20 protein-coding genes are annotated in these 23106 nt (G+C 70.7%); 11 read left to right on the forward strand and 9 right to left on the reverse strand.

The genetic code is table 11. From position 1 onward, the window contains the following. Positions 1–250, reverse strand: a 250-nt coding sequence (locus AB0B48_RS04650) for an ATP-binding cassette domain-containing protein (RefSeq protein WP_357195858.1), incomplete at its 3' end; no start/stop codon positions are given. Between the two features lie 137 nt (positions 251–387). Beyond that, positions 388–1287, reverse strand: a complete 900-nt coding sequence (locus tag AB0B48_RS04655; RefSeq protein WP_357195861.1) for an alpha/beta hydrolase — start codon at positions 1285–1287, stop codon at positions 388–390. A gap of 184 nt (positions 1288–1471) precedes the next feature. Here AB0B48_RS04655 and AB0B48_RS04660 point away from each other — a divergent pair, with 184 nt between their 5' ends. Continuing rightward, a complete protein-coding gene (locus AB0B48_RS04660) occupies positions 1472–3733 on the forward strand; it encodes a catalase (protein WP_357195864.1) in 2262 nt (753 codons plus the stop codon). Positions 3734–3842: 109 nt separating this feature from the next. Here the strand turns inward: AB0B48_RS04660 and AB0B48_RS04665 are convergent, their stop codons facing one another. After that, on the reverse strand, positions 3843–4715 hold the full coding sequence (locus tag AB0B48_RS04665) for an LLM class F420-dependent oxidoreductase (RefSeq protein WP_357195867.1): 873 nt from the start codon (positions 4713–4715) through the stop codon (positions 3843–3845). Between the two features lie 149 nt (positions 4716–4864). Here AB0B48_RS04665 and AB0B48_RS04670 point away from each other — a divergent pair, with 149 nt between their 5' ends. Genes AB0B48_RS04670 through AB0B48_RS04680 form a run of 3 tightly spaced genes read left to right on the forward strand, consistent with a single transcriptional unit; the run spans position 4865 to position 8180 of the window. Next, entirely contained in the window at positions 4865–6019 is a 1155-nt protein-coding gene (locus tag AB0B48_RS04670) for an acyltransferase (RefSeq protein WP_357195870.1), read from the forward strand. Continuing rightward, positions 6016–7158: an alanine racemase gene (alr, locus tag AB0B48_RS04675; RefSeq protein ID WP_357195873.1), complete on the forward strand. Its 1143-nt coding sequence runs from the start codon at positions 6016–6018 to the stop codon at positions 7156–7158. The genes AB0B48_RS04670 and alr overlap by 4 nt, the downstream gene beginning before the upstream one ends. Beyond that, positions 7155–8180, forward strand: coding sequence for a D-alanine--D-alanine ligase family protein (locus tag AB0B48_RS04680; RefSeq protein WP_357195876.1), 1026 nt, complete (start codon positions 7155–7157; stop codon positions 8178–8180). The genes alr and AB0B48_RS04680 overlap by 4 nt, the downstream gene beginning before the upstream one ends. Positions 8181–8192: 12 nt before the next feature. On the opposite strand, the gene AB0B48_RS04685 is transcribed toward AB0B48_RS04680, so the two are convergent. From AB0B48_RS04685 to AB0B48_RS04700, 4 genes are read right to left on the reverse strand one after another with little or no spacing between them, the layout of a single operon-like run. Continuing rightward, positions 8193–8696: a hypothetical protein gene (locus AB0B48_RS04685; RefSeq protein WP_357195879.1), complete on the reverse strand. Its 504-nt coding sequence runs from the start codon at positions 8694–8696 to the stop codon at positions 8193–8195. Continuing rightward, on the reverse strand, positions 8693–10153 hold the full coding sequence (locus AB0B48_RS04690) for an ATP-binding protein (protein ID WP_357195881.1): 1461 nt from the start codon (positions 10151–10153) through the stop codon (positions 8693–8695). The genes AB0B48_RS04685 and AB0B48_RS04690 overlap by 4 nt, the downstream gene beginning before the upstream one ends. After that, a complete protein-coding gene (locus tag AB0B48_RS04695; protein ID WP_357195884.1) occupies positions 10150–10842 on the reverse strand; it encodes a response regulator transcription factor in 693 nt (230 codons plus the stop codon). Before AB0B48_RS04695 ends, AB0B48_RS04690 begins: the two co-directional genes overlap by 4 nt. A 16-nt stretch (positions 10843–10858) precedes the next feature. Further along, a complete protein-coding gene (locus tag AB0B48_RS04700; RefSeq protein WP_357195887.1) occupies positions 10859–11836 on the reverse strand; it encodes a phosphatase PAP2 family protein in 978 nt (325 codons plus the stop codon). 270 nt (positions 11837–12106) lie between these two features. On the opposite strand from AB0B48_RS04700, the gene AB0B48_RS04705 reads away from it, so the two are divergent. Further along, entirely contained in the window at positions 12107–12613 is a 507-nt protein-coding gene (locus AB0B48_RS04705) for a winged helix-turn-helix domain-containing protein (protein WP_357195890.1), read from the forward strand. 73 nt (positions 12614–12686) lie between these two features. On the opposite strand, the gene AB0B48_RS04710 is transcribed toward AB0B48_RS04705, so the two are convergent. Further along, complete coding sequence (locus AB0B48_RS04710; protein ID WP_357195893.1) at positions 12687–17111, reverse strand: S8 family serine peptidase; 4425 nt, start codon at positions 17109–17111, stop codon at positions 12687–12689. Between the two features lie 195 nt (positions 17112–17306). Between AB0B48_RS04710 and AB0B48_RS04715 the strand changes: the two genes are divergently transcribed. After that, complete coding sequence (locus AB0B48_RS04715) at positions 17307–17879, forward strand: winged helix-turn-helix domain-containing protein (RefSeq protein ID WP_357195896.1); 573 nt, start codon at positions 17307–17309, stop codon at positions 17877–17879. 13 nt (positions 17880–17892) lie between these two features. Here the strand turns inward: AB0B48_RS04715 and AB0B48_RS04720 are convergent, their stop codons facing one another. Continuing rightward, positions 17893–18783, reverse strand: a complete 891-nt coding sequence (locus AB0B48_RS04720; RefSeq protein WP_357195899.1) for a diiron oxygenase — start codon at positions 18781–18783, stop codon at positions 17893–17895. Between the two features lie 48 nt (positions 18784–18831). Between AB0B48_RS04720 and AB0B48_RS04725 the strand changes: the two genes are divergently transcribed. Genes AB0B48_RS04725 through AB0B48_RS04745 form a run of 5 tightly spaced genes read left to right on the forward strand, consistent with a single transcriptional unit; the run spans position 18832 to position 23066 of the window. After that, a complete protein-coding gene (locus AB0B48_RS04725; RefSeq protein ID WP_357195902.1) occupies positions 18832–19560 on the forward strand; it encodes a TetR/AcrR family transcriptional regulator in 729 nt (242 codons plus the stop codon). After that, positions 19557–19853, forward strand: coding sequence for a DUF4873 domain-containing protein (locus AB0B48_RS04730; protein ID WP_357195905.1), 297 nt, complete (start codon positions 19557–19559; stop codon positions 19851–19853). The genes AB0B48_RS04725 and AB0B48_RS04730 overlap by 4 nt, the downstream gene beginning before the upstream one ends. Further along, positions 19854–21347, forward strand: coding sequence for an NAD(P)/FAD-dependent oxidoreductase (locus tag AB0B48_RS04735; protein ID WP_357195908.1), 1494 nt, complete (start codon positions 19854–19856; stop codon positions 21345–21347). Then, a complete protein-coding gene (locus tag AB0B48_RS04740; protein WP_357195911.1) occupies positions 21337–22209 on the forward strand; it encodes an SDR family oxidoreductase in 873 nt (290 codons plus the stop codon). The genes AB0B48_RS04735 and AB0B48_RS04740 overlap by 11 nt, the downstream gene beginning before the upstream one ends. Further along, positions 22206–23066: an alpha/beta fold hydrolase gene (locus AB0B48_RS04745; RefSeq protein WP_357195914.1), complete on the forward strand. Its 861-nt coding sequence runs from the start codon at positions 22206–22208 to the stop codon at positions 23064–23066. The genes AB0B48_RS04740 and AB0B48_RS04745 overlap by 4 nt, the downstream gene beginning before the upstream one ends. The last annotated feature ends 40 nt before the right edge of the window (positions 23067–23106 follow it).

Raw genomic sequence — 23106 nt, forward strand, 5'->3', positions numbered from 1 at the left:
TGTTCTTCGTCACGCGGTGGGTGGAGAGCCGGTGCGGGGGGGGCCGCTGGGGCCGGCCGTCGAGGGTGAGTGAGCCCGTCTCCGGCGCGACGAAGCCGCAGATCACGTTGAACAGCGTCGTCTTGCCGGCGCCGTTGGGCCCGATGACGCCCACCACCCGGTTGGGTGGCACCCGCAGGGACACGTCGTCGAGGGCGGTGAGGCCGCCGAAACGGACGCCGATGTGGTGCAGTTCGAGGCCGCGCTCCATCACCCATCCCTCTGTCGTGGCGGGTGTTTATTTACACTCGCAGTGTACGTTTCTCGGGTTAGGCGTCAAGACCTTCAATGCCCCCTTCACGCACGTGGACGGGGCGGCCGCCATCGGCGACCGCCCCGTGACCACCGTCAGGCGCTGGGACAGGTGTTGCGGTACTCCTGGATCTGCGAGCCGCTCGGGCCGGGGCAGAGGAACTGCTCGTAGCGGGTGTCGTCGTCGACGAACCTCTTCAACCAGGCCACCATCTGCCGCGCGGTCGGCGTGTTCGTGGTCTGCGGGAAGAAGTGGCTCGCCCCGTTCAGCTCCAGGTACGCCTTCTCGGCGGAGGCCGGGATGCTGTTGTAGAAGGGCACCGAGTGCGACGAGACCGGCGCGACGCTGTCGCTCTCGCCACCGACGATCAGCGTGGGCACCCGCAGCTCGGACCAGCTCTTGTCCAGGTTCCACGGTGCCAGCGGCACCGCGGCCTGCAACGACGGCCGCGACGAGGCCGCCTCCAGGCTGCCCCCGCCACCCATGGAGTGGCCGGCCACAGCGAGTCGACTGCTGTCGATCCGGGTGCGCACCGAGCTGCGCTCGGTGAGGTAGTCCAGCGCGGCGAGCAACTGCCGGCCCCGGCTGTCCGGCTGGTCCAGCCGAGTGTTGGTCTCGATGCCGATCACCACGAAACCGTGCGAGGCGATACGCGGTCCGAGCCAGCTGATGCTGGACCAGGCCGCTGTGTAGCCGGGCGAGATGGCGATGGCGCCGAAGGTGCCCTCGCTGGTGCTGGTCGGGTAGTAGATGACGCCGCCGCCGAAGCCGGTGACGCTCAGCGAGGACACGCTCTGCGACGCCGTGGCGAACGGTCCGCGACTGGCCTCCAGGATCGAGGTGGTCGGGGCGGGGCCGCGCTCGTACGGGCCGGCGGCCTGGGCGGCGCTGGACGACCCGGCCAGGGCACCGCCGGCGGCCAGGACGGCGGCCAACGCGAGCCGGGTGGCACGGGCTGTGACGGAACGGGGACGGGTGGTGGTTGGTGAGGACACGTCGGGCACTCCCTAGAGTCGAGGGATATCGACGTGTGTCAGTTTTGGCTGCTCCGCCGATCCCGGCATCGGCGAAATCACCAGTCCCGACGTGAAATGCCGAGATCAGTCGTGTTTCGACCCTCTGACCAGGGGTAGCAGGGCAGGCGCCGGCCCGCCCACGTGCCATGGAGAGGTTCATTCAGTGGATTCCAGCAAGCCCGCCGAGGCGGTCAAGAACGCCGTGAAGACCGCCTCAGGAAAGATCGCCGACGCCCTCAGCCGAGCTGTCCCCGGTGCGCCGGGGAGCGCGCCACCGACCGTCGAGGAGCCGACGACGCCGCACGACCCGCTGCCGCCGAAGCCAGAACAGGGGGCACCGCAGACGCGCACGCCGACCGGCGCCGAGACCGGCGCGCCGACGACCGCGAACGGTCAGCAGGGGGCCTACCTCACGACCGCGAACGGGGCGCGGCTGCGCGACACCGACCACTCGCTCAAGGCCGGCCCGCGCGGCCCGGTGCTCCTCCAGGACCACCACCTACGCGAGAAGATCACGCACTTCGACCACGAGCGCATTCCGGAGCGTGTGGTGCACGCCCGCGGCGCCGGCGCGCACGGGGTGTTCACCGCGTACGGCACCGCCGAGGCGGTCACCCGTGCCGGCTTCCTCAAGAAGGGCCGGGAGACCGACGTCTTCGTCAGGTTCTCCACTGTGCTCGGTTCGCGGGGTTCGGCCGACACGGTCCGCGACACCCGTGGCTTCGCTACGAAGTTCTACACCGACGAGGGCACCTTCGACCTGGTCGGCAACAACATGCCGGTCTTCTTCATCCAGGACGCGATCAAGTTCCCGGACATCATCCACGCCGGCAAGCCGCACCCCGACCGGGAGATTCCGCAGGCGCAGAGCGCCCACGACACCTTCTGGGACTTCGTGTCGCTGCACACCGAGGCGCAGCACCACACCATCTGGAACATGTCCGACCGGGGCATTCCGCGTTCGTACCGGACGATGGAGGGCTTCGGCGTGCACACCTTCCGCCTCGTCAACGAGGTCGGGGAGACGGTGCTGGCCAAGTTCCACTGGAAGCCGAAGCTGGGCGTGCACTCGCTGACCTGGGAGGAGGCCCAGCTGCTCGGCGGCATCGACCCGGACTTCCACCGACGCGACCTCTACGACGCCATCGAGGCCGGCGCGTATCCCGAGTGGGAGCTGGGCATCCAGGTCTTCCCGGACACTCCCGACGAGACCTTCGCCGACATCGACCTGCTCGACCCGACGAAGATCGTGCCGGAGGAACTGGCCGAGGTGCAGCCCATCGGGCGGCTGGTGCTCAACCGGACGCCGACGAACTTCTTCGCCGAGACCGAACAGGTCGCCTTCCACCTCGGTCACCTGCCCCCGGGCATCGACGTCACCAACGACCCGCTGTTGCAGGGCCGGCTCTTCTCGTACCTCGACACGCAGCTCACCCGGCTGGGCGGGCCGAACTTCACGCAGATCCCGATCAACCGTCCGCACGCCGCCGTGAACGACATGCTGCGCGACGGTTTCCACCAGCACGCCGTGCACGCCGGCGTCGCACCGTACCGGCCGAACTCGCTCGACGGCGGCAACCCGTTCCCCGCCGGGGACGCCGAGCAGGCCTTCGTCGACGTGCCGGTCGCCGTCGCGCAGGCACCGAAGGTACGCGCGAACCCGGCCTCGTTCGACGACCACTACAGCCAGGTCCGCCTGTTCTGGCTGAGCATGTCGCCGGTCGAGAAGGAACACATCATCCGGGCGTACACCTTCGAGCTGGGCAAGTGCTACCACCAGGCGATCAAGGAGCGTCAGCTGCAGAGCCTCGCCAACATCGACCCGGTGCTGTGCGAGCAGGTCGCCACCGGCCTGGGCCTGCCCGCACCCCAACCGACCGTGCCGCTCCCCGACGTCACGCCCAGCCCGGCGCTGTCGCAGGTCGGTCGGGAGTGGCCGAGCGACGGCCGCGTGGTCGGGATCGTCGTCGACCCCGACGGCGACCTGGACGGCGTCGACGAGGTCCGCCGGGCCGTGTTCGACGCCGGCATGGTGCCGCTGCTGATCGCCCCGCACGGCGGCATGGTGGGCGACCTGCCGGTGCAGCGCACCTTCGCCACCGGCAGGTCGGTCGAGTTCGACGTGATCCTGCTGGCCGGAGCGCCGACACCCGCACCGGACGCCCTGCCCGCCCGCGACGACAAGGCGGGCACGCCGGACCGGACAACCGTGGACCCCCGCGTGCTGCTGCTCGTCGAGGAGTGCTGGCGGCACTCCAAGGCGATCGGCGCCTGGGGCGCCGGCGTCACCGTGCTGGAGCAGGCCAGCGTCGCCGGCACCCCGGGCGTCGTGGCGGCCGGCTCGGGCGCCGAGGCGCTGACCGCGGTGCAGCAGTTGATGGCCGCGCACCGGGTCTGGGAACGATTCCCCGCAGCGGTCGCCTGACCGAACCACCGACGAGGGCCGTCCTCCGCACCACCGGGAGGACGGCCCTCGTCGATTCCAACCATCGCATGGGATCCGGCTCGTCCCCGCCGTCATCGGCGAGGCGGAATCAGCCGATGTCGGCCAACCGGGGCAGCACCTCGTCGCCGAGCCGCCGGGCGAACTCGACCGGGTCCCGATCCGGCGTCACCTGCACCTCGCTCACCCCGAGCGCCGCGTACTCGGACACCTCGGCGAGGAACGCGTCGGTGTCGTCCAGCGGCGCCTGGGCGGCGACCACAGTCTTCTCGATGGTGTCGTAGTCGCGGCCCTCGGCGGCGCAGTGCCCGCGCAACACATCCAGCTTGCGGGCGATGTCGTCGATGCCACCGCGGCCGAACAGGTTGCAGGCGTCGGCGTACCGGGCCACCAGCAGCAGTGTCTTCTTCTCGCCGCCACCACCGATCATGATGGGCGGACGCGGACGGCTCAACGGCTGCGGCGAGTTGATGGTCTCGGCGAGCTGGTAGTGCTTCCCGTTGAACGGGCCGTCGTCGGCACTCCACATCTGAAGGCAGACGCGCAGCGTCTCCTCCAACCGCTCGAACCGCTCGGCCACCGGGACGACCGGCACACCCAGCCCGAGCTGCTCCCGCTCGTACCAGGAGGCGCCGATGCCGAGGCGGGCCCGGCCGCCGGAGAGCACGTCGAGGGTCGTCACGGTCTTGGCGAGCAACCCCGGGTAGCGGTACATCACGCCGGTGACCAGCACGCCCAGTGTCATCCGCTGGGTCATGGCCGCGACGTAGCCGAGGGTGGTGTACGCCTCCAGCATCGGCTCCTCGGCCGCGAACACCGCGTCCATCTGGAAGAAGTGGTCCATCACCGTGAACGACGCGACCCCGGCCTGCTCCGCGACTGTCGCCGCCTGCGCCAGGGTCGGCGCGATCGCCGCCGGGTCGGCCGGGATCGAGTAGTTCCAGTAGTGCAGTCCGAGCTTCATGTTCGGCACCTCCGCAACGAGCCTAGTGCCGTCCGACGTGCGCCGGGGACGGCTCGGAACCGCCTACGGATCGGGTCCTGCGCCGTCCATTACCTGATCATGACAATTCGTGGATCACGTGCGGATATCCGGCTGGCAGCTTTCGGTGCGTGATCCCACAGCCCACCAGGTCCCGGCCCGCCGAACTGGAGCCCGACGCGACGCGCGTCCGGTCTCGCCACCGCCAACGGACCGGACCCGCCAGTGCCTCCGCGCCCGCCGCCGCCGGATCACACCGGGCGCAGTGGGCGGACGCCGCGAAGGGCGTCTGCATCGTCCTCGTCGTCCTGTGGCACGTCGTCGTGAAGGACTACCTCCAGATCGACTGGCACGTCGGCGTACCGGTGCCGGGCTTCTGGGGAACGCTGGGTGAGCAGTTCCTGCCACTGCGGATGCCGCTGTTCTTCACCATCTCGGGCGTCTTCGCGGCGAACGCCGCCCAGCGGCCGTGGCGGGTCGTCGCCCGCAGCCGAATCGCCGGCTTCCTCTACCTGTACGCCGTCTGGCTGCTGATCCACACCGTGGTCCTCGCCGCCGCGCCGGAACTGCCGACCGACCGGGCCACCTCGGCGCTCGGCCTGTTGGAGCAGCTCACCGTCACGCCGTCCAACCTCTGGTACCTGTACGCCCTGGCGCTGTACTTCACGATCTCCAAGGTGACCCGCCGGGTGCCCCGGGCGCTGGTCCTGGCCCCCGCCGCCGCGTTGTCCGTCGTCGCCGCCGCCGGTGTGCTCGACACCCCGGGCAACCGCGCCGGCCTCTACCAGAACCTGGTCTTCTTCCTCGCCGGTCTGTACCTGCGGCCGCAGATCCACCGGTGGGCCGCCACCGCCAGCCGCCGCCGGCTGTTGCTGACCTCGGGTGGCTACGTCCTGGCGCTCGCCGCGATGGCGGTGACCGGCGCCCAGCAGTGGTTTGGAGTATGGCCGGCGGTCTCGGTGGTGGCAGTGATCTTCGGCATAACCGCCGCTGCCCGGCTGTCGCGGTGGTCGGCGCTCAGCGAACCGCTGGCTAGGCTCGGCCGCATCACCCTGCCGATCTACGTCATTCACATGCCGGTCCTGGCCCTGCTGCACCGGTTGTTGCTCGTACCGGTTTCCGGGCTGGGTGGGTCCGCTCAGGGCCTGATCGTGCTCGGCTATCCGATTCTGCTGAGCGGGTTGGTGATCGGTCTGAGCCTGGCCGTTCACCGCGGGCTGCTGGCGATTCGCGCGGGCTGGCTGTTCGCGCTGCCCGGCAGGCGCACGGTGGAGGCGGCCGGATGAGCGCCCTCGCCGAAGCCCTGGTCGACCTGGACGCGATCGCCAGCAACGTGCGGACGATCGCGTCGGTCGCCGGCACCGGACTGATGGCGGTGGTGAAGGCCGACGGGTTCGGCCACGGGGCGGTGCAGGTGGCCCGGGCCGCGCTGCGCGCCGGCGCCTCCTGGCTGGGAGTGACCTCGACGGCCGAGGCGCTGACCCTGCGCGAGGCGGGTGTGACAGCGCCCACGTTGAGCTGGCTGCACGGTCCGGATGACGACTTCGGTATCTTGATCAAGAACGGCGTCGACGTCGGCGTGTCCACGACGACGCACCTGCACGCCGTCGCCGACGCGGCCCGCCTGCTCGGCGCACCGGCGATGGTGCAGCTCAAGGCGGACACCGGGTTGTCCCGCAACGGGGCCGCCGGGGACGACTGGCCCGAGTTGGTCGGTTGGGCCCGCAAGTACGAACGAGAGGGCGGGATCCGGGTGCGCGGGGTGTGGTCCCATCTCGCCGACGCCGACCTGCCGGGCGCCCCGGCGCTCACCCGTCAGGTGGCGATCTTCGAGGAGGCGCTGCGGACCGCACGGTCGGCCGGCCTGGACCCCGATCTCGTCCACCTGGCCAACTCGGCGGCCGCGCTCTCCGCACCGCGGACCCGATTCGACCTCTGCCGGATCGGGATCGCCCTCTACGGCGTGGACCCGTTCGGCGTGAGCGGTCCGGGTGAGTTCGGGCTGCACCCCGCGATGACTCTGCGGACGAACGTGGTCAACGTCAAGCGGGTGCCGGCCGGCACGGGCGTGTCCTACGGGCCCGACCACGTGACCGGCACACCGACCACGCTGGCGCTGCTGCCGCTCGGCTACGCCGACGGGCTGCCCCGGGCCGCGGGTGGCAGCGCCTCGGTGTGGCTCGCCGGCCGGCGATGCCCGATCGTCGGGCGCATCGCCATGGACCAGTGCGTTGTCGACGCCGGGGATCTTCCCGTGACGATCGGCGACCCGGTCGTGGTGTTCGGCCCGGCCGAGGGCGACCAGCACCCTCCGACGGTCGTCGAGTGGGCCCGCTGGGCCGACACCAACCCACACGAGATCTTGACCGGCATCGGGGCCCGGGTGGCCCGCGAGCACCTCCATGGAAGGGCACGGAACTCATGACAACCCGACTGGCAGTGCTGTACGGCGGGCAGAGCGGCGAGCACGACGTGTCCTGCCGTTCGGCGGCGAGCATCCTCGCCCACCTGGACCGTGAGCGGTACCAGGTCACCGAGGTGCTCATCGACCGCGACGGCGGGTGGCACGTCGGCGGTCGACCGACGCCCCTGCCCGCTGCGTTGCGTGTCCTGCGCGCCCAGGACGTGGTGTTTCCGGCCCTGCACGGCCCGTACGGCGAGGACGGCACCGTGTCGTCGCTGCTGGAGTGGCTCGGCGTGCCGTACGTCGGCAACGGTGTCTTCGCCAGCGCCGCCGGCATGGACAAGGGGGTCACCAAGCGGCTCCTCGCGGCGGAGGGTCTGCGGGTCAGCCCGGGGGTGACCCTGCGTCCCGGTGAGGCCCTGTCGGCCGAGGACCAGCGTCGGCTGGAGCTGCCGGTCTTTGTCAAGCCGGCCCGTGCCGGGTCCAGCCTGGGCGTCGCCAGGGTGGACGACTGGGCGGGAGTTCCCGCCGCGCTGGAGCAGGCCCGCCAGGTCGACCCGAAGGTGCTCGTCGAGCAGGGGGCGCGGGGACGCGAGATCGACGTGGCCGTCCTCCAGCACCCGGACGGCCGGGTGCAGGCCGGTCCGCCGCTGGAGATCCGGGTGACCGGCGCCGGCTTCTTCGACTACGACGCGAAGTACGACGGCGGGGCGACCTTCCAGATTCCCGCCCCGCTCGACGCGGCGACCACCGAGGTGCTTCAGAACCGGGCGATTCGCGCCTTCCAGGCCCTCGACTGCCGTGGGCTGCTGCGGGTCGACTTCTTCCTGCCCACCGAGGGGTCACCCGAGCCCATCGTTAACGAGGTCAACACGTTCCCCGGTTTCACCGCCGCGTCCCAGTTCCCGCAGATCTGGCAGCAGGCCGGCATCGGCTTCGCCGCCCTGATCGACATCCTGATCGCCGGCGCGCTGGCCGACCAGGACCACGGCCACCACAGCGGGTTGCCCCGGCCGCAACGCGCGGTCGACCACCTGGTGTGAGTCGGCGCCCGGTCACCTGATCGGGCACGCCCGAGGCCCTCGGTCGCCGTCCGAGCCGACGATGGTGACGGTGGTGTTGGTGGTCGCCGCGCTGACCTGCGCCGCGGCGGCGACCGTCGTGCAGATGATCTGGTCGACCGCCTGCTCTGACAACGCCCGCGCGGCGATGTCCGCCCGCACCGTGAGGTCACCGGTCCGACCGGTTCCCGCCGTCACCGTGACCGGGTCCAGGCCCGCCGGAACGTCGCTGGTGAAACCCTGGGCACGTTCGTTCGCCTGGGGACCGGCCGCGAGCAGCGAGAGCGCGGCGGCGGGCGACGGGGCCGTGTTGACCGGGCGGAGGACCAGCTCCAGTTCGCCCCGCGCGAGCAGGTAGAGCCATGCACCCTGGGCGGAGCCGCTGACCGGCGGGCGACCGGTGATGACAGTGCTGGGTCGTACCCCGCAGCCCGCCGCGACCAGCGTCAGAAGCAGTCCGCCGGCGAGCAGCGCGCGGCCCGTCTGTCGGCCGGTCACCAGGCACCTCCGGTGTCGGCCGTTTCGCGAGGCAGGCGGAGGGTGAACACCGCGCCGCCGTGGGTGCCGTTGCCCGCGACGAGACTCCCCCGTCGCTCCCCGTGGCAGTGCAGGCGCGCGTTCTCCCAGGAGATGGCGAGACCGAGGCCGCTGCCCTCGGAGCGGGTTCGCGCGGTGTCGGCCTTGTAGAGGCGGTCGAAGACGTGTGGCAGCACCTCCGGGTCCAGTCCGGGCCCCCGGTCGGCCACCTCGATGGTGACCCAGTCCGGGTCGGCGCCGAGTCGCACCGACACCGGCTCGGCACCGTGCCGGAAGGCGTTGCCGACCAGGTTGGCGACGATGACGTCCAGTCGGCGGGGGTCCAGTCGGGCCACGATGCCGGGTGGCAACTCCGTTCGTACCCGGTCCAGCCAGCCGCGGATCCGCAGGGTCGCGGTGACCGCCGCGGCCACGTCCACGTCGTCCAGGGCGAGCCGCGCGGTGCCGGAGTCGAACCTGCTGATCTCGATGAGGTCGTTGACCAGTTGGGTCAGGTTCTGCGTCTCCTGGCTAACCAGCCGGGCGGCCCGGCCCGCGTCCCCGGGAAGGTGTTCCGCCTCCTCGTCGAGCACGTCGGTGACCGCCGTCATCGCGGCCAACGGCGTCCGGAGTTCGTGCGAGACGTCGGCCACGAAGCGGCGGGCGTCGGATTCCAACCGCCGCAGCTCGCCGACCTGCCGCTCCAGGGTGCCGGCGGTGTCGTTGAAGGTCCGTGCCACATCCGCCAGTTCGTCGGCGCCCCGGACCGTCAACCGGGTGCTCAGGTCGCCCTCACCGAGGCGGCGCGCCGCCCGGCTGAGGTCGCGGACGGGTCGCAGGACTCCACGGGCGGACAGCAGGGCCAGCAGGACGGCGAGGACCAGGGACAACCCGCCGGTCAGCCATGCCCTGTTGGCGAGCCGGTCGATGCTCTGCTGCTCGGGCACGAGATTGCGCACCGAGTAGACCTCCAGCCCGGACGGGCGGGACGTGCCGTCCGAGCGGTCGAGTGCCAACTGGGTACCGATGAGCAGTGCGGGTTCTCCGTCGAGTGAGACCCGCTGCCAGGCGATGCGACCATCACGGACCTTCTGCCGCAGCTCGGGGGTGAGCGGGTCGGCGAGGTCGGGGCCGCCCTGCGCCCGCATGTCCCGATAGACGACCACCGCGAAGCTCTCCCGGTCGCTGAGGCGCTGGGCCAACTGTTCGAGGTCGTCCTGGGTCGGCGGCAGCTGGACGATCGGGTAGACCTTGGTGAGCTGGTCGGTCAGCGACATCACGGCGGCGTCTTGCGCCTGCTGCAGGACGACGGTCCGAGCCTGGAAATAGCTGCCACCGGCCACCGCCACCGTCGTGGTCACGCCCAGCAGCGCGAACGCCAGGAGGAGCCGGACCCGTAGACCCGAGACCCATGCGCCGGCCCGGCGCCACAGCGTCACAGCGGCCCGAACCGGTATCCGAAACCACGCACCGTCTGGATGAAGACCGGCGCCGACGAGTCGGCCTCGATCTTGGCGCGTACCCGCTGGACGCACGCGTCGACGAGTCGCGAGTCGCCGAGATACCCGTGCTCCCAGACGGCCTCCAGCAGCTGCTGGCGGCTGAGCACCTGGCCCGGCGTATGCGAGAGTTCGAGCAGCAGCCGCAGCTCCGTCGGCGCGAGGCTGACCGGCGTTCCGTCCTTGCTGACCACCAGCGCGGCCCGGTCGATGGTCAACTCACCGTGCTGTTCCGGGCCGGTCCGGTCGCCGCCACGCCGCGAGTCGCCACCGGTCCGTCGCAGCACCGCGCGGATGCGCGCCTCCAGCACCCGGGCCTGCACGGGCTTGACCACGTAGTCGTCGGCGCCGGCCTCCAGGCCCGCGACCACGTCCATGTCGTCGTTGCGGGCGGTGAGCATGATGATCGGCAGGTCGCCGAGCTGCCGGATCCGGCGGCAGACCTCGAACCCGTCCATCCCGGGCAGCATGAGATCGAGGACCACGACATCGGACGGGGTCGTGCGCAGCCGCTCCAACCCCTGCTCACCGGTGCCCACCGCGTGCACGGTGTGGCCCTGTCGGGTGAGCGCCAACTGCAGTCCGTCGCGCACCGTCTGGTGGTCTTCGATCAACAGCACCTGGGACATGTCGGCAAGTATCCCATCATGAGATCTTTCGGGTTTCGGTCGTCGACGGTGGCTGCGGAGGGCTCCGCGGGGAGAGCGGCACCGCGAAACCCGTCGACCGCACCAGGAACACCACCGCCCCCACCAGCGCCATCGTCGAGGCGGCCGCGGCCACGATGGCGATCAACAAGCCTCGCTGCACCGAGGCGGCCAGACCGGGCACGACCACCAGGAGCGCCCAGACCAGCACGACCAGCCCGACCGCCGCCTCGGCCAGCCTGCGCCAGAGGCTGCCGCCGTCCGAACCGCCTGTCGTGTCGCGGTCGCCGGACCAGGTAGCCAACGCTGCCGAGGCCAGGCAGAACAGGGTCACCCCCAGCAGTACGCCACCGAGCACGTCGCTGAACCGGTGCCAGCCCGCGATCATCGTGGCGGCGGCGATCACCGAGACCCCGGCCGCGCCCGGCGCCGCCAGCCAGCGCCGGGCCCACCCGGGCAGAACCAGCATGAACGCCAGCAGCAGGGCGGTCGCCGCCGCGACATGGCCGCTGGGGAAGCTGTTGTGGGTGGTGGAGCTCAGGACCTCCAGATCCGGGCGGGGCAGCTCCGATTTCACCGCGCCGGCCAGCAGCACCGCGCAGACGACGATGCCCACACCGACGACACCCGCCACCAGCCGCCGGCGAAGCACACCCACCAGCAGCACCACACCGAGCACTGCCGCGATGAGGGTCGGACTGCCGAAGGTGGCCAGCACGGTCTTGGCCGGGCCCACCAGCACGGTCTGCTGCTCGTAGCCTCCGCCCCGCTCGGCGCGTGGCAGGAGAACCCCGTCCAGCCACTGCCCGGGGTACGTCCGCACGAAGACGGCGGCGGTGAGGGTCAGGGCAACCAGACCGGACAGCGCCGCCGCGAGCAGCCGAACCCCCAGGGGCACCGCGGCGCGGGCGTGGGGCAGCGGTCGCGCCGAACCGGGCGTCGACCGCCCGACGGAGTACAACGATCCGATGGACATGGCGACCATGCTCGCTTCGGCAGGTCCGTACCCCGTCCTCGGATTGTCTTGGTTCTGTCACAACCACCCCCACCGCTTCCGGAGAAGCGGATCGTCGGCGGTGTGGCCGGGCGGGCCCGGACGGCTCGATGGGATTCACATGCTTACATGCAACTATGTTTTACCCAGCCGAGATCAGCCACCACTAGGGTCAGGACGCCGATCGATGTTTCGGTCGGCAGTGCGAAAAATCCATCCGGAGTGAGTTGGGGAACCGGAAGGTGTTGGCAAATGCAGGGAACTCCAGTGGCCAGCCTGGTCATCGGCATCGCATCCTCGCCGGCCGAGCGGCGACATCTGGCCCGGCTGCTCGGCGGCAGTGACGCCTTCCTTATCGTCTCGACAGTCGACCAGGCACGAGACTTCCTCGGGGTGATCGAGGCGCCTGCCGCCCCGGCTCCCCCGACCACCGCGGCGCTCGCCGAGGTGACACCGAGCCCACAGCCACCGCCACCGGATCTGGCCGTCGACTCCGACCGCCGGGTGCTGCGCTGGCGCGACCAGGAAATCGACCTGACCCGGCTGGAGCACGACGTCCTGCTCTGCCTGGTGCACGCGCCCGGTCAGGTCTGGACCTACGAGCGCCTGCACCTCGAGGTCTGGGGCAACCGGCACCTCGGCCGGGGCTCCGACATCCACTCGGTGGTCCGCCGGGTGCGCGGCAAGCTCGCCAGTCTCAACGCCACGGCGACGATCCACTCGGTACGCGGCGTCGGCTTCCGGCTCGCGCCCGTCTGATCACCCCGGGCGCGGTCCGGCCCGCCTGGTCGGGGACCAGGCGGGCCGGACTTCTTCGGCTAGTGCTCAGGCGTCAGCACCTGATGGGCGCCAACCCGAAGTTCTCCACCGTCGGGGTGGCGGTGTCGATCCTGGTCTGACGGGTCTGCGGCTTCCAGCCGTCCTTGGCCACGATCATCGTGAGCGGGTTGTTGCGGCGGTCCACCCAGTAGGCGTACTTGCCCTCGGCGTCGGTGGCGAAGGTGTACGACGCCGCCCACGAGTCGACCTGCACGACCGCGCCGGTGAGCGGCGAGGTCGCACCCTGGCAGCTGGTGCCGGTGACCGTACCCATGAGCTTGCCCCAGGTCTTCGGGGGGTTCGCGGTCATGGTCACCGCGACCGGTGCCACCGAGTACGGGGTGTTCTCGGAGATCGCGACCGCGCCGGAGTAGGTGCCCGGCTGGTCCACGTTCGCCGTCAGACCGACGGTGACGGTGACCTTCGCACCCGGTGCGAGAGTGACCGCCGACTTGTCGATGGTCATCCAGCTGACGTCGGCCGCCGACTCGGAGCATCCCTCGAAGCCCGGGAGCACCTCGCTGTCCGGGGCCGCGTTGAAGCTGCCGGACGAGCCGCCGATCTTGTAGAAGCCGCACGCCGCGCCGCCGCGGTACCGCGCGGTGTTGGCGTTGGGCAGGTTGGACCACGAACCGGCGGCCGGGTCGAAGGCGAAGCCGGCGTTGCTGATGGCCCCGCCCTGCGAGCCGCCGACGACGAGGAGCTTGCCGCTGGCGACGGCGTACGAGCTGGCCCAGTTGTCGGCCGGGGCGTCGGCGACGGCGGTCCAGGTGTTGGCACCCGGGTCGAAGGCGTAGCTGGACTTCTGCGCGGCGGATCCGTCGTTGCCGCCGGTGCAGTAGAGGACGCCGTCGATCCCGCCGCAGGAGGCGAAGGCCACCGACTTCGGGTAGTTGGCCATCGTCTCCCACGTGTCACCGGTCGGGTCGTACCGGACGACGCTGTTCGACATCGGCAGACAGGCCGCCGTTGTGCAGCCACCGACCGCGTACAGCTTGCCGTCGACGACGGCCTGACCGGCTGCGGCCCGCGGTGCCGGGTTGTCGGCCAGTTCCGTCCAGGTGTTGGCCCCCGGGTCGTACGACCAGGTGGCGGAGTCCGGGCCGGAGTCGCCCCAGCCACCGCTGACGATGATCTTGCCGTTCACCACGCCCGCGGTCACCGCGTTACGCGCGCCGGGAAGGTCGGCGATCGCCGTCCAGGTCTGCGCGGCCGGGTCGTAGGCGTAGTTCTTGGTGGTGGAGGCTTCACCGTCGCCACCACCGATCGAATACACCTTGCCGTCCAGGTTCACCACCCGGTTGTCCATGATCGTGGCCGGGTAGTTGGCGATGTCGGTCCACGGCGCCGCCTGCGGGCCGGCCGCCGCGGCAGCCGCCTTGGCCTCCTTGCCGGACGCCTTGGCGGCGAACGACGTCGGTACGGTGAGCCGCTGCTCCGGCGCGCCGCTGGACCCGAGCACCTGCTGCCGGGTGACAGTGGAGCCGTCCGCCCGCAGGAGTTCGAACCCGTTGTCCCGCTCACCGAACTTGACCTCGACGGGCGCGCCGCCGGTGTTCGTCACAGTGAACGACTTGCTGGTCTTGCCGTTGGGCATCTGGAGCGTCGCGCTCAACTGCGTCGGCGTCACCGCCAGTCGACCGGCCGCGAGCTGAAAGTTCGCGGTGGTCGCCCAGTCGGCCTCGACGTCGACCTGCTTGGTCTGGCTGACGTAGTTGCCGGCGGTCGCCGTGAACGGGTGCTCGCCGGTCAGCGACGAGTAGATCCAGTAGAAGCCGTCGGCCAGCCCCGGGTCGTCCGGGGTCGCCACGGTGACGGCCTTCTCGGCGGGCCGGTCCTTGCTGGTGACGGTCGCGCCGTTGACGTAGCTGTCGTCGTTCTTGTCGCGGACGTTGCCGACGACCAGACCGCCGTCGACCGGCACGCAGAGGACCTGGCTGCCGATCAGGACGTTGTCGACCTCCCACCACCACTCGTACGAGGCGTCGTAGTAGTGGAACCGCACCTGCACCTGCGCCTTACCGGCCGCCTGCGGGATCGGGATCTCGGTCAGCTTCGGCCCCCGGACGTCCGTCTCCTGCCGGAGCACGTTGGTCCAGGTGACACCGCCATCGATGCTGAGGTCCACGTCGGCGGTGTCGTCGTTGAGCTGGTTGAAGTCCTGGTTGAACCGGATGACCGGGGCCGTGACGCTGGTCAGGTCGACCACCGGGCTGACCAGCGAGGTGTCCTGGCTGGTGCCCGCCCCGTACGCGTCGCTGTCGATCATCGCGAAGTTGCCGCTGCCGCCGGTCAGGTTGCCCCGGTCGCCGTCGTCGGTGAACTTCCAGACCTGACCGCTGCCCGCGTTGTCGACGACGGTCCAGCCGGCCGGCGTGGTCGTGGCGTCGAAGGTCTCGTACTCACCGTCGGAGCCGTTCGTGTACCCGGGGGCGGTGGTGCAGGCGTTGCTGTCCACCGGCACGGCGACGTTGGCGGTGACGTTGCCCGAGCCGACCACGACCTGCTTGGTGACGGTCTGGTAGCCCGGGTACTGCGGCTCGTACTTCAGGGTGTACGTCTGCCCGGCCGGCAGCTTGATGCTGTAGCGGCCGTTCGACGGGGTGGTGTGGTCGTAGACGCCGGACACCCCCGTCACGGTCACCTTGGCGTACAACGGCCAGCCGTGGCCGGATCCGTCGGTGACCGCTCCGGTGACGTTGACGCTCGGCACCGCCGTGAGGGCGACGTTGAGCGTCGTGGTCGCGCCCTTGGCGACCGTCGCCGTCTTGGTGGTGCTGCCGTACCCGAACGCCGCGACGGCGACCTGGTAGTCGCCGGCGGGAAGCTGGGTGGAGAACTTGCCGTCGGCACCGGTGGTCAGCTCACGCTCGGAGGGGCCGGTGAGCGTCAGCGTCGCCCCGGCGATCGGGGCGCCGGAGGTCGCGTCGGTGACCGTGCCGGCCAGCGTGCCGATGTCGCCGGTCGGGGCGGCGTTGAGCAGGGCGAGGGCGTCCAGTCGGCCTTCGCCGTAGACGTTGTTGTCGGCGGCGGTGCCGCCACACTGGTCGTCGGCCTTGTCGATCGCGGCGCCGTTGAGCAGCGCGCGGGTCGCGTTGACGTCGCCGACCAGCGACGGCGCCGCCGAGTACAGCAGCGCGATCGCGCCCGCGAGGTGCGGTGCGGCCATCGAGGTGCCGCTGATGGTGCCGTAGGCGCTGCCCGGGATGCTCGACCGGACGTTCACGCCCGGCGCGGAGATGTTGGGCTTGATCTCGCCGTTCTGACCGACGCCGCGGGCGGAGAAGCCGGCGACGTTGTTGTTGACGTCGTACGCGCCGGTCGAGTAGTTGCTGGCGAGGCTGCCCGGCGAGCCACTGGTCTCGCATGCCGGCCCGCTGTTGCCGTTGGACCAGGTGCCGAAGATCCCGGAAGCGGTCCAGGCGTCCGTCACGTCCTCCATGAACGGCTCGTTGGACGGGTCCCGGGTGCCCCACGAGTTGTTGATGATGTTCGGGCGCTTGCTCGCGTCCGCGTTCTGACCGTTGAGGTCCAGCGGTTCGAGCATCCACTGACCAGAATTGATCAGCGCGGCGTCACTGGGGCAGCAACCGTTCGCCGCGATCCACTTGACCCCGGGGGCGACACCGATCTGGTTCGCGCCGTCGGAGCCGGCCATGGTGCCCATGGTGTGCGTACCGTGGCCGTCGCCGTCACAGGGGGCGGTGGCGCAGGCCCCGGTCGCGTTGGCGGCGTTGAACCAGTTGTAGTTGTGGTCGAACGTCCCGTCGCCGTTGTTGCCGCGGTAGGAGTTCACCAGCGCCGGGTGGTTGAACTGCACACCGGTGTCGATGTTCGCGATGGTGATGCCCTCGCCCTTGACGCCGTACTGGGACCAGACGTCGTCGGCGTTGATGTTGGCGATGCCCCACTCCAGGGCGTTCACGGTCTTCTCGTCGGTGCCCTTGGTCGTCTCCGGCACCTTGTACGAGACCGGGGCGTAGAGGCCCTCGACCTCCGAGTACCCGGCGAACTTCTGGGCCATCGCCAGCGAACCGCTGTTCACCTTGATGGCGTTGGTGGCCCAGAAGGTCTGGTACTTGGTGCCCGAGCTGTCGAGGTCGGCCCGGATCTTGCCCTGGCTCGCGGCGGCCGTCTTGCGCAGCGCGTCCGCCACCGCCGTGCCACGCTTCGACCAGTCCTTGATGGCGCTGGCCTTGCTCAGGTCGGCCCGGTCCTTGAACCGGATCCAGAAGTCCCCTTCACTCTTGGCCTGGAGCTGCTTCGCGAGCTCCGGTCGGATCTTGTCCCCGGTCTGGGCGCCCGCCCCCATCGCACCGCCCGGCGCGGCCTGCGCGCCCGAGCTGATCGTCGCCAAGCATGTCGCGGCGAGGATCGTCGCCGCGCCGGCGCTGACCAGTGATCTGGCCGCGCGCCGCCATTGTGGACGTCTGAACATCGGTGCTGCCTCCCTCAGAACGACCCAGGGTGTAATGGGCCATGGTGGACCTCCCCCATGCACCGCGCGGGTCACGCCGGTTGCCCGAGTGGACACTATGATCGAGAAGAACGGACGATCAAGAACTTGCCGTGAGCAACTTGTCGCTAAGAGTTGCCCTGGCTGGCGGCGTGCTTGCCAATCATTGTCAGAACCATGACGAGAGCTGGGCAGGGATGCCCATCGATCCCGGGCGGTGCGGTGGCCGAGGACGACGAGGCAACGGTGAACAGGGGTTATTCGGCCGACGAGCCGTTCCCACTGCTCATCGCGGTGACCCCGTCGCCGGCTGAGCGCATCCGGCTCGCGGAGCTTCTCGACGGCATCGCACCGCTGCTGCTGGTCGCCGACCTCGACGAGCTGCGCCGGCTGATCGCCGCCCCGCAGCAGGCAGCCGCCCCGTCCGAACCGACCCCGGTCGCCGCCCTGGTGATCGACTCGGCCCGTTCCAGCGCCCGCTGCGGTGACCGCGAGATCGACCTCACCCGCCTGGAACACGACCTGCTGACCTGCCTGATCACCGAGCCGGCGCGGGTCTGGAGCTACGCCGAGCTGCACCGGTCGGTCTGGGGTGACGAGGGACGCGAACGCAAGGCGGACGTACAGTCGCTGGTCAAGCGGCTGCGGCGCAAGCTACACGACCTGGGCACCAAAGCCACCATCGATGTGGTGCGCGGTGTGGGGCTGCGGCTGACCGATCACCAGCAGGCGCGGGTCGAACGGGCCTGACCAGGACGTCGGGTCAGATCAGCCCGGCCCGGGCCCACAGCAGACGCCCCGGCCCAGCGACCAGGCCAACGTCCGCCAGGTTGGCGTGCACCCGCGCCGCGGACCAGCGCAGCGTGGCACGCCAGTGCGGGTTGGCGCGGGCAGCGGCCCGACCGACCGCCGGCGGAATGCCCACCGCCGCGTACACGTCGGGATGGACCAGGCGATTGGCGATCGTGTGGGCTGCGCGACCGACCAGCAGCCGGGCGTACGCCATGCCCACCGGACCGGTGGCCGCGACCGCGGCGGCCAGCTCCTCGCGGGCGAACCGGACGTGTCGCGCCTCCTCCACCACATGGATGCGGGACACCATCCGGATGAGCGGCTGGAGTGACTCGTCCGCCATGATCTCGCGCTGGAACGCGTCGAGGATCTCCTCCGCGATGAGGATCGCGGCGTACATCCGAGGGCCGCTGGCGGTCGCCTTCAGAAACCGCCCGAGGTGGTGGTCGACAGTGCTCGCGCGGTAGACCGGACAACCCATCGCCTCGATCAGCCGGCCGAACATGATGGAGTGTCGGCACTCGTCGGCGACCTCGGTCAACGCGTACTGGGCCTGCCGGCTGGTCGGGTCGGCGCGGTAGTACTCCCGGATCAGCATCTGCATGAGGATCGTCTCGAACCACAGCCCGGCGCTGGCCGCGCTGGCCACCTCGTGCCTGGTCAGCTCGACGCGCTGCTCCTCGCTGAGCTGGTCCCACAGCGTCGTGCCGTAGAGGCTGCTGCGCTGTGGCGGAAGCCAGTAGGCGCCGGGGGTGTGCGGGGCGTCCCAGTCGATCTCGACGGTGGGGTCGTAGCTGGTCCGCAATGAGGACGTGAGCAGGCGCTCGGCGACTGCCGCACGCCCGGTTTCCGCCGCCTCCATGGCTCCTCCATATTGACGTGACGACCAGTAACTGTTACGAGTAGTAGCATGCAACCGCCGCGCACGGGTGTCAATGCGTCCGACCCGCCTGCCACACCCCCCGACGGCAGCCCGAAAGCGAAGGGCAACGGCCGCCGGGACCGCTGGGCAGACCATCGTGAGCAACGACGGCAGCAACTGGTCGGTGCCGCCGTGCAGGCGCTGCTGCGGCACGGGCCGGAGGTCGACATGGAACAGGTGGCCGCCGCCGCGGGCGTCAGCAAACCGGTCCTGTACCGCTACTTCGCCGACAAGTCGCAGCTCTGGGTCGCTGTCAGCGAGGTGGTGTCGGCCCGGATGGTCGACGCCATCGCGCCCGCCGTCGAACAGGTCCGCGAGGAACGTGACCTGGTCGAAGCGACGATCGACGCCTACCTGGGCGTGATCGAGTCGGAGCCGAGGCTCTACCGGTTCCTCATGCACCAGTCCGGCGACCCCGGCATCCACCAGGTGATCGCCGGCACCAGCCGGCAGGTGGCCGCCGGGCTCGCCCGGGTGATCGGCGACCGGCTACGCACGCTGGGCCTGGACGCCGGTCCCGCCGAGCCCTGGGCGTACGGCCTGGTGGGTTTCGTGCAGGCGGTCGGCGACTGGTGGACCACGCACGGCCAGCCGATCAGCCGGGCCGCCCTCACCGACTACCTGACCGCCCTGCTGTGGAGCGGCATCGAGGGGGTACGGGCCAGCGCTGACCTGCCGCACGAGCTGACCCGCGCCCACGAGCGGATCGTGCCGTGAGCTACCACGGCCCGGCGGGTGTCGAGGGCACCACGGTGCGGGTGCACCTCAGCGGGCGGTGGGAGCCGGTCGACGGCCGCTTCCACTGGGGCGGACGGATCGAGCCCGAGCCACGGGTGGCCCATCTGCTGCGCTCCGGCCGGCGCGACGTCGAGGTGCGCATCGCCGACCGCGTCCGGGCGGCCCGACTGGCCGAGGTCGATCCGTGGGGCGGCGTACGAATCACCGGCGTGGGCGATCCGCCCTGGCCGCCGGTGGCCGACCCGACAGCGCCAGAGCTCACGGAGGAGTGAATGGAGACAGACGTTGCCATCATCGGCGCCGGCTTCGGTGGCCTGGGCGCCGCCATCCGCCTACAGCGGGCCGGGTTCACCGATTTTGTCGTCTTCGACCGTGGCGAGGACGTCGGCGGCACCTGGCGTGACAACAGCTACCCGGGCTGCGCCTGCGATGTCCCGTCGCACCTCTACTCGTTCTCCTTCGCCCCCAACCCCGGCTGGTCGAACACCTTCTCCAGCCAGCCGGAGATCTGGGACTACCTGCGCGGCTGCGTCGACCGCTTCGGCATTCGTCCGAGGTTGCGGTTGCGCCACGAGGTACTGGAGGCGAGGTGGGACGACCAACGCCAACGCTGGCTGCTGCGCACCTCGGGCGGCGACCACAGCGCCCGGGTCCTGATCTGTGCCGCCGGCCCGCTCAGCGACCCGGCCATCCCCGACCTGCCCGGAATCGAGGAGTTCGCCGGCACCGTGTTCCACTCCGCCCGTTGGCGGCACGACCACGACCTGACCGGCCGGCGCGTCGCGGTGATCGGCACCGGCGCCTCGGCCATCCAGTTCGTGCCACAGATCCAGCCGACGGTCGAGAAGCTGACGCTGTTCCAGCGCACTCCCGCCTGGATCATGCCGAGGTTGTCGCGCCGGATCAGCGGGGTCGAGCAGGCCGCGTTCCGCACCGTGCCCGGTGCGCAGCGGGCCGCCCGGGCAGGGCTTTATCTGCTACGCGAGAGCATGGGCCTGGGCTTCCTGCACCCGACGGTCAACCGCCTCGTCTCGCGCCGGTCCCTGCGTACGCTGCGGCGTCAGGTTCCCGATCCGATCCTGCGGGACAAGCTCACCCCCCGCTACGCGATGGGCTGCAAGCGAGTGTTGATCTCCAACGACTACTGGCCGTCGCTCACCCGGCCGAACGTCGACGTGGTCACCGCCGGCATCGCCCGGATCGTGCCGGACGGTCTCGTCACCGACGACGGCGTCCACCACCGGGCGGACACGATCATCCTCGGGACCGGCTTCCACGTCACCGACTCCCCCGTCGTACGCCGCATCCACGGCCGGGCCGGGCGCAGCCTGGGCGACGCATGGACCCCCAGCATGCACGCGTACCGGGGCACGGCCATCGCCGGCTTCCCCAACCTGTTCTTCCTGCTCGGCCCGAACACCGGGCTCGGGCACACCTCGGTGGTGCTGATGATCGAGGCGCAGCTACGCCTGGTGCTCGCGGCCCTGCGTCACATGCGGGCCAGGGGCATCCAGGCCATCGAGCCCACCGCGCAGGCGCAACGACGCTGGACCGAGCGGGTCGACCAGAAGATGACCGGCACCGTCTGGCAGACCGGCTGTTCGAGCTGGTACCTCGACGCCACCGGCCGCAACACCACCATCTGGCCGGGCTTCGCCGCCAGCTTCCGGATGAGGCTGCGCCGGTTCCGCCCGGCCGACTACCACATCGCCTCGACCGGCAGCACCCCCAACGAACCGGAGCGGGAGCACGCCGATGCGGTATGACCTGGCAGGCAAGGTCCTGTTCATCACCGGCGCGGCGCGCGGCATCGGGGCGCGACTGGCCCGCGAGGCCGTCGGCCGCGGGGCCCGCGTCGCCCTCGTCGGTCTGGAGGGCGAGCTGCTCGAACAGCTCAGCGCCGACCTCGACGCGCACTGGTACGAGTGTGACGTCACCGATCAGGCGGCGTTGGACGCCGCAGTTGTCTCCACAGTGGACCGCTTCGGCGGCATCGACGTCGTCGTGGCCAACGCGGGCATCGCGAACCTCGGCACCGTCGCCGTCGGACCGGTCGACGCGCTGGTCCGTACCGTCGAGGTGAACCTCTGCGGCGCGATCCGCACGGTCAGCGCGGCGCTGCCGCACGTCACCGCCGCTCGTGGCCACGTCCTGATCGTCTCGTCGGCCGCCGCCTTCACGGCGATGCCCGGGATGGCCGCCTACTGCGCGTCCAAGGCGGGCGTGGAGCAGTTCGCGAACGTGCTGCGCCTGGAGACCCGCCCGCGCGGCGTCACCGTCGGCACGGCGCATCCGATCTGGATCGACACCGACCTGGTCCGCGACATCCAAGACGACCTGCCGTCGTTCCGCGCCACGCTGCGCCGGCTCCCGTGGCCGTTGAACACCGTCGTACCCGTCGAGCAGTGCGTCGAGGGCCTGCTCCACGGCATCGAGCGTCGCAGGCGCAAGGTGTACGTGCCACGGTCGCTCGCCATGGTGCAGGCGCTGCGGCCGGTGGTGCTGAGCGGCCTCTCGGACGCGTTGATCACCCGCTTCGGCGGCCAGACCATGGTCGGCCAGATGGAAGACGAGGTACGCCAGCTCGGGCGTTCCTTCGGCAGGACGTCGGTGGGAGGGCAGTCATGAGCATTCATTTCCGACGTGCGGGCAGCGGCGAGCCCCTCCTGCTCATCCACGGCATCGGTCACCGCCATCAGGCGTGGGAGCCGGTGTTCGAGCGGCTCACCGCCCACCACGAGGTGATCGCGCTCGATCTGCCCGGATTCGGGAACTCTCCGGTGCCGGGCACCGGCATGCCCGCCGACATGGCCGCCACCGTGGCCGGGGTCCTGCTGGCGCTGACCGAGTGGGGGCTGGAGCGTCCGCACGTCGCCGGCTACAGCCTCGGTGGGGCGATCGCCCTGGAGCTTGCGGCGACGGGGGCGGCCGCCTCGGCCACCGCCTTCTCCCCCGCCGGCTTCTTCACCCCGGCGGAGCGCCGACGGGCGCTGGCCATCCTTCGGATGCTGCGGGCCAACTCGTACCTGCCCACCCCGATCATGCGGGTCGCGCTGCGCTCGGCGTACCTGCGGGCGTTGTGCTTCGCGCCGCTGATGGCCCGCCCGACGCTGCTGGATGTCGAGCGCGCGCTGGGCGACGCGCTCGCCCTGCGACGCGGGGTCGGCTTCAACGCCGTGGCCCGAGCCGCCCGCGACTATCGCCTCGACTGCCTTCGTCTGTCCGACGCGACGGTGCCGGTGACCATCGGCTGGGGGGACTGCGACCGGATATTCGGCGTCCACCAGGCCGAGCGGGCCCGGGCGGGCCTGCCGGCGGCACGGGTGGTGACGCTGCCCAGGTGCGGGCACGTGCCGATGAGCGACGACCCGGACCTGGTCGCCGGGCTCATCCTGGAGACCACCGGCGCCGTGCCCCGCACCGAGCGACCGATCCGTCCGGCTCCGACCAGCATCGCGAGTCAGGAAGATCACTTCACACTCTAAAAACTTGCAGGCTGTGCAAGTTCGCTCCTAATCTCGCTCG

The sequence above is a fragment of the Micromonospora sp. NPDC049089 genome, from assembly GCF_040648775.1.
Lineage (GTDB): Bacteria > Actinomycetota > Actinomycetes > Mycobacteriales > Micromonosporaceae > Micromonospora.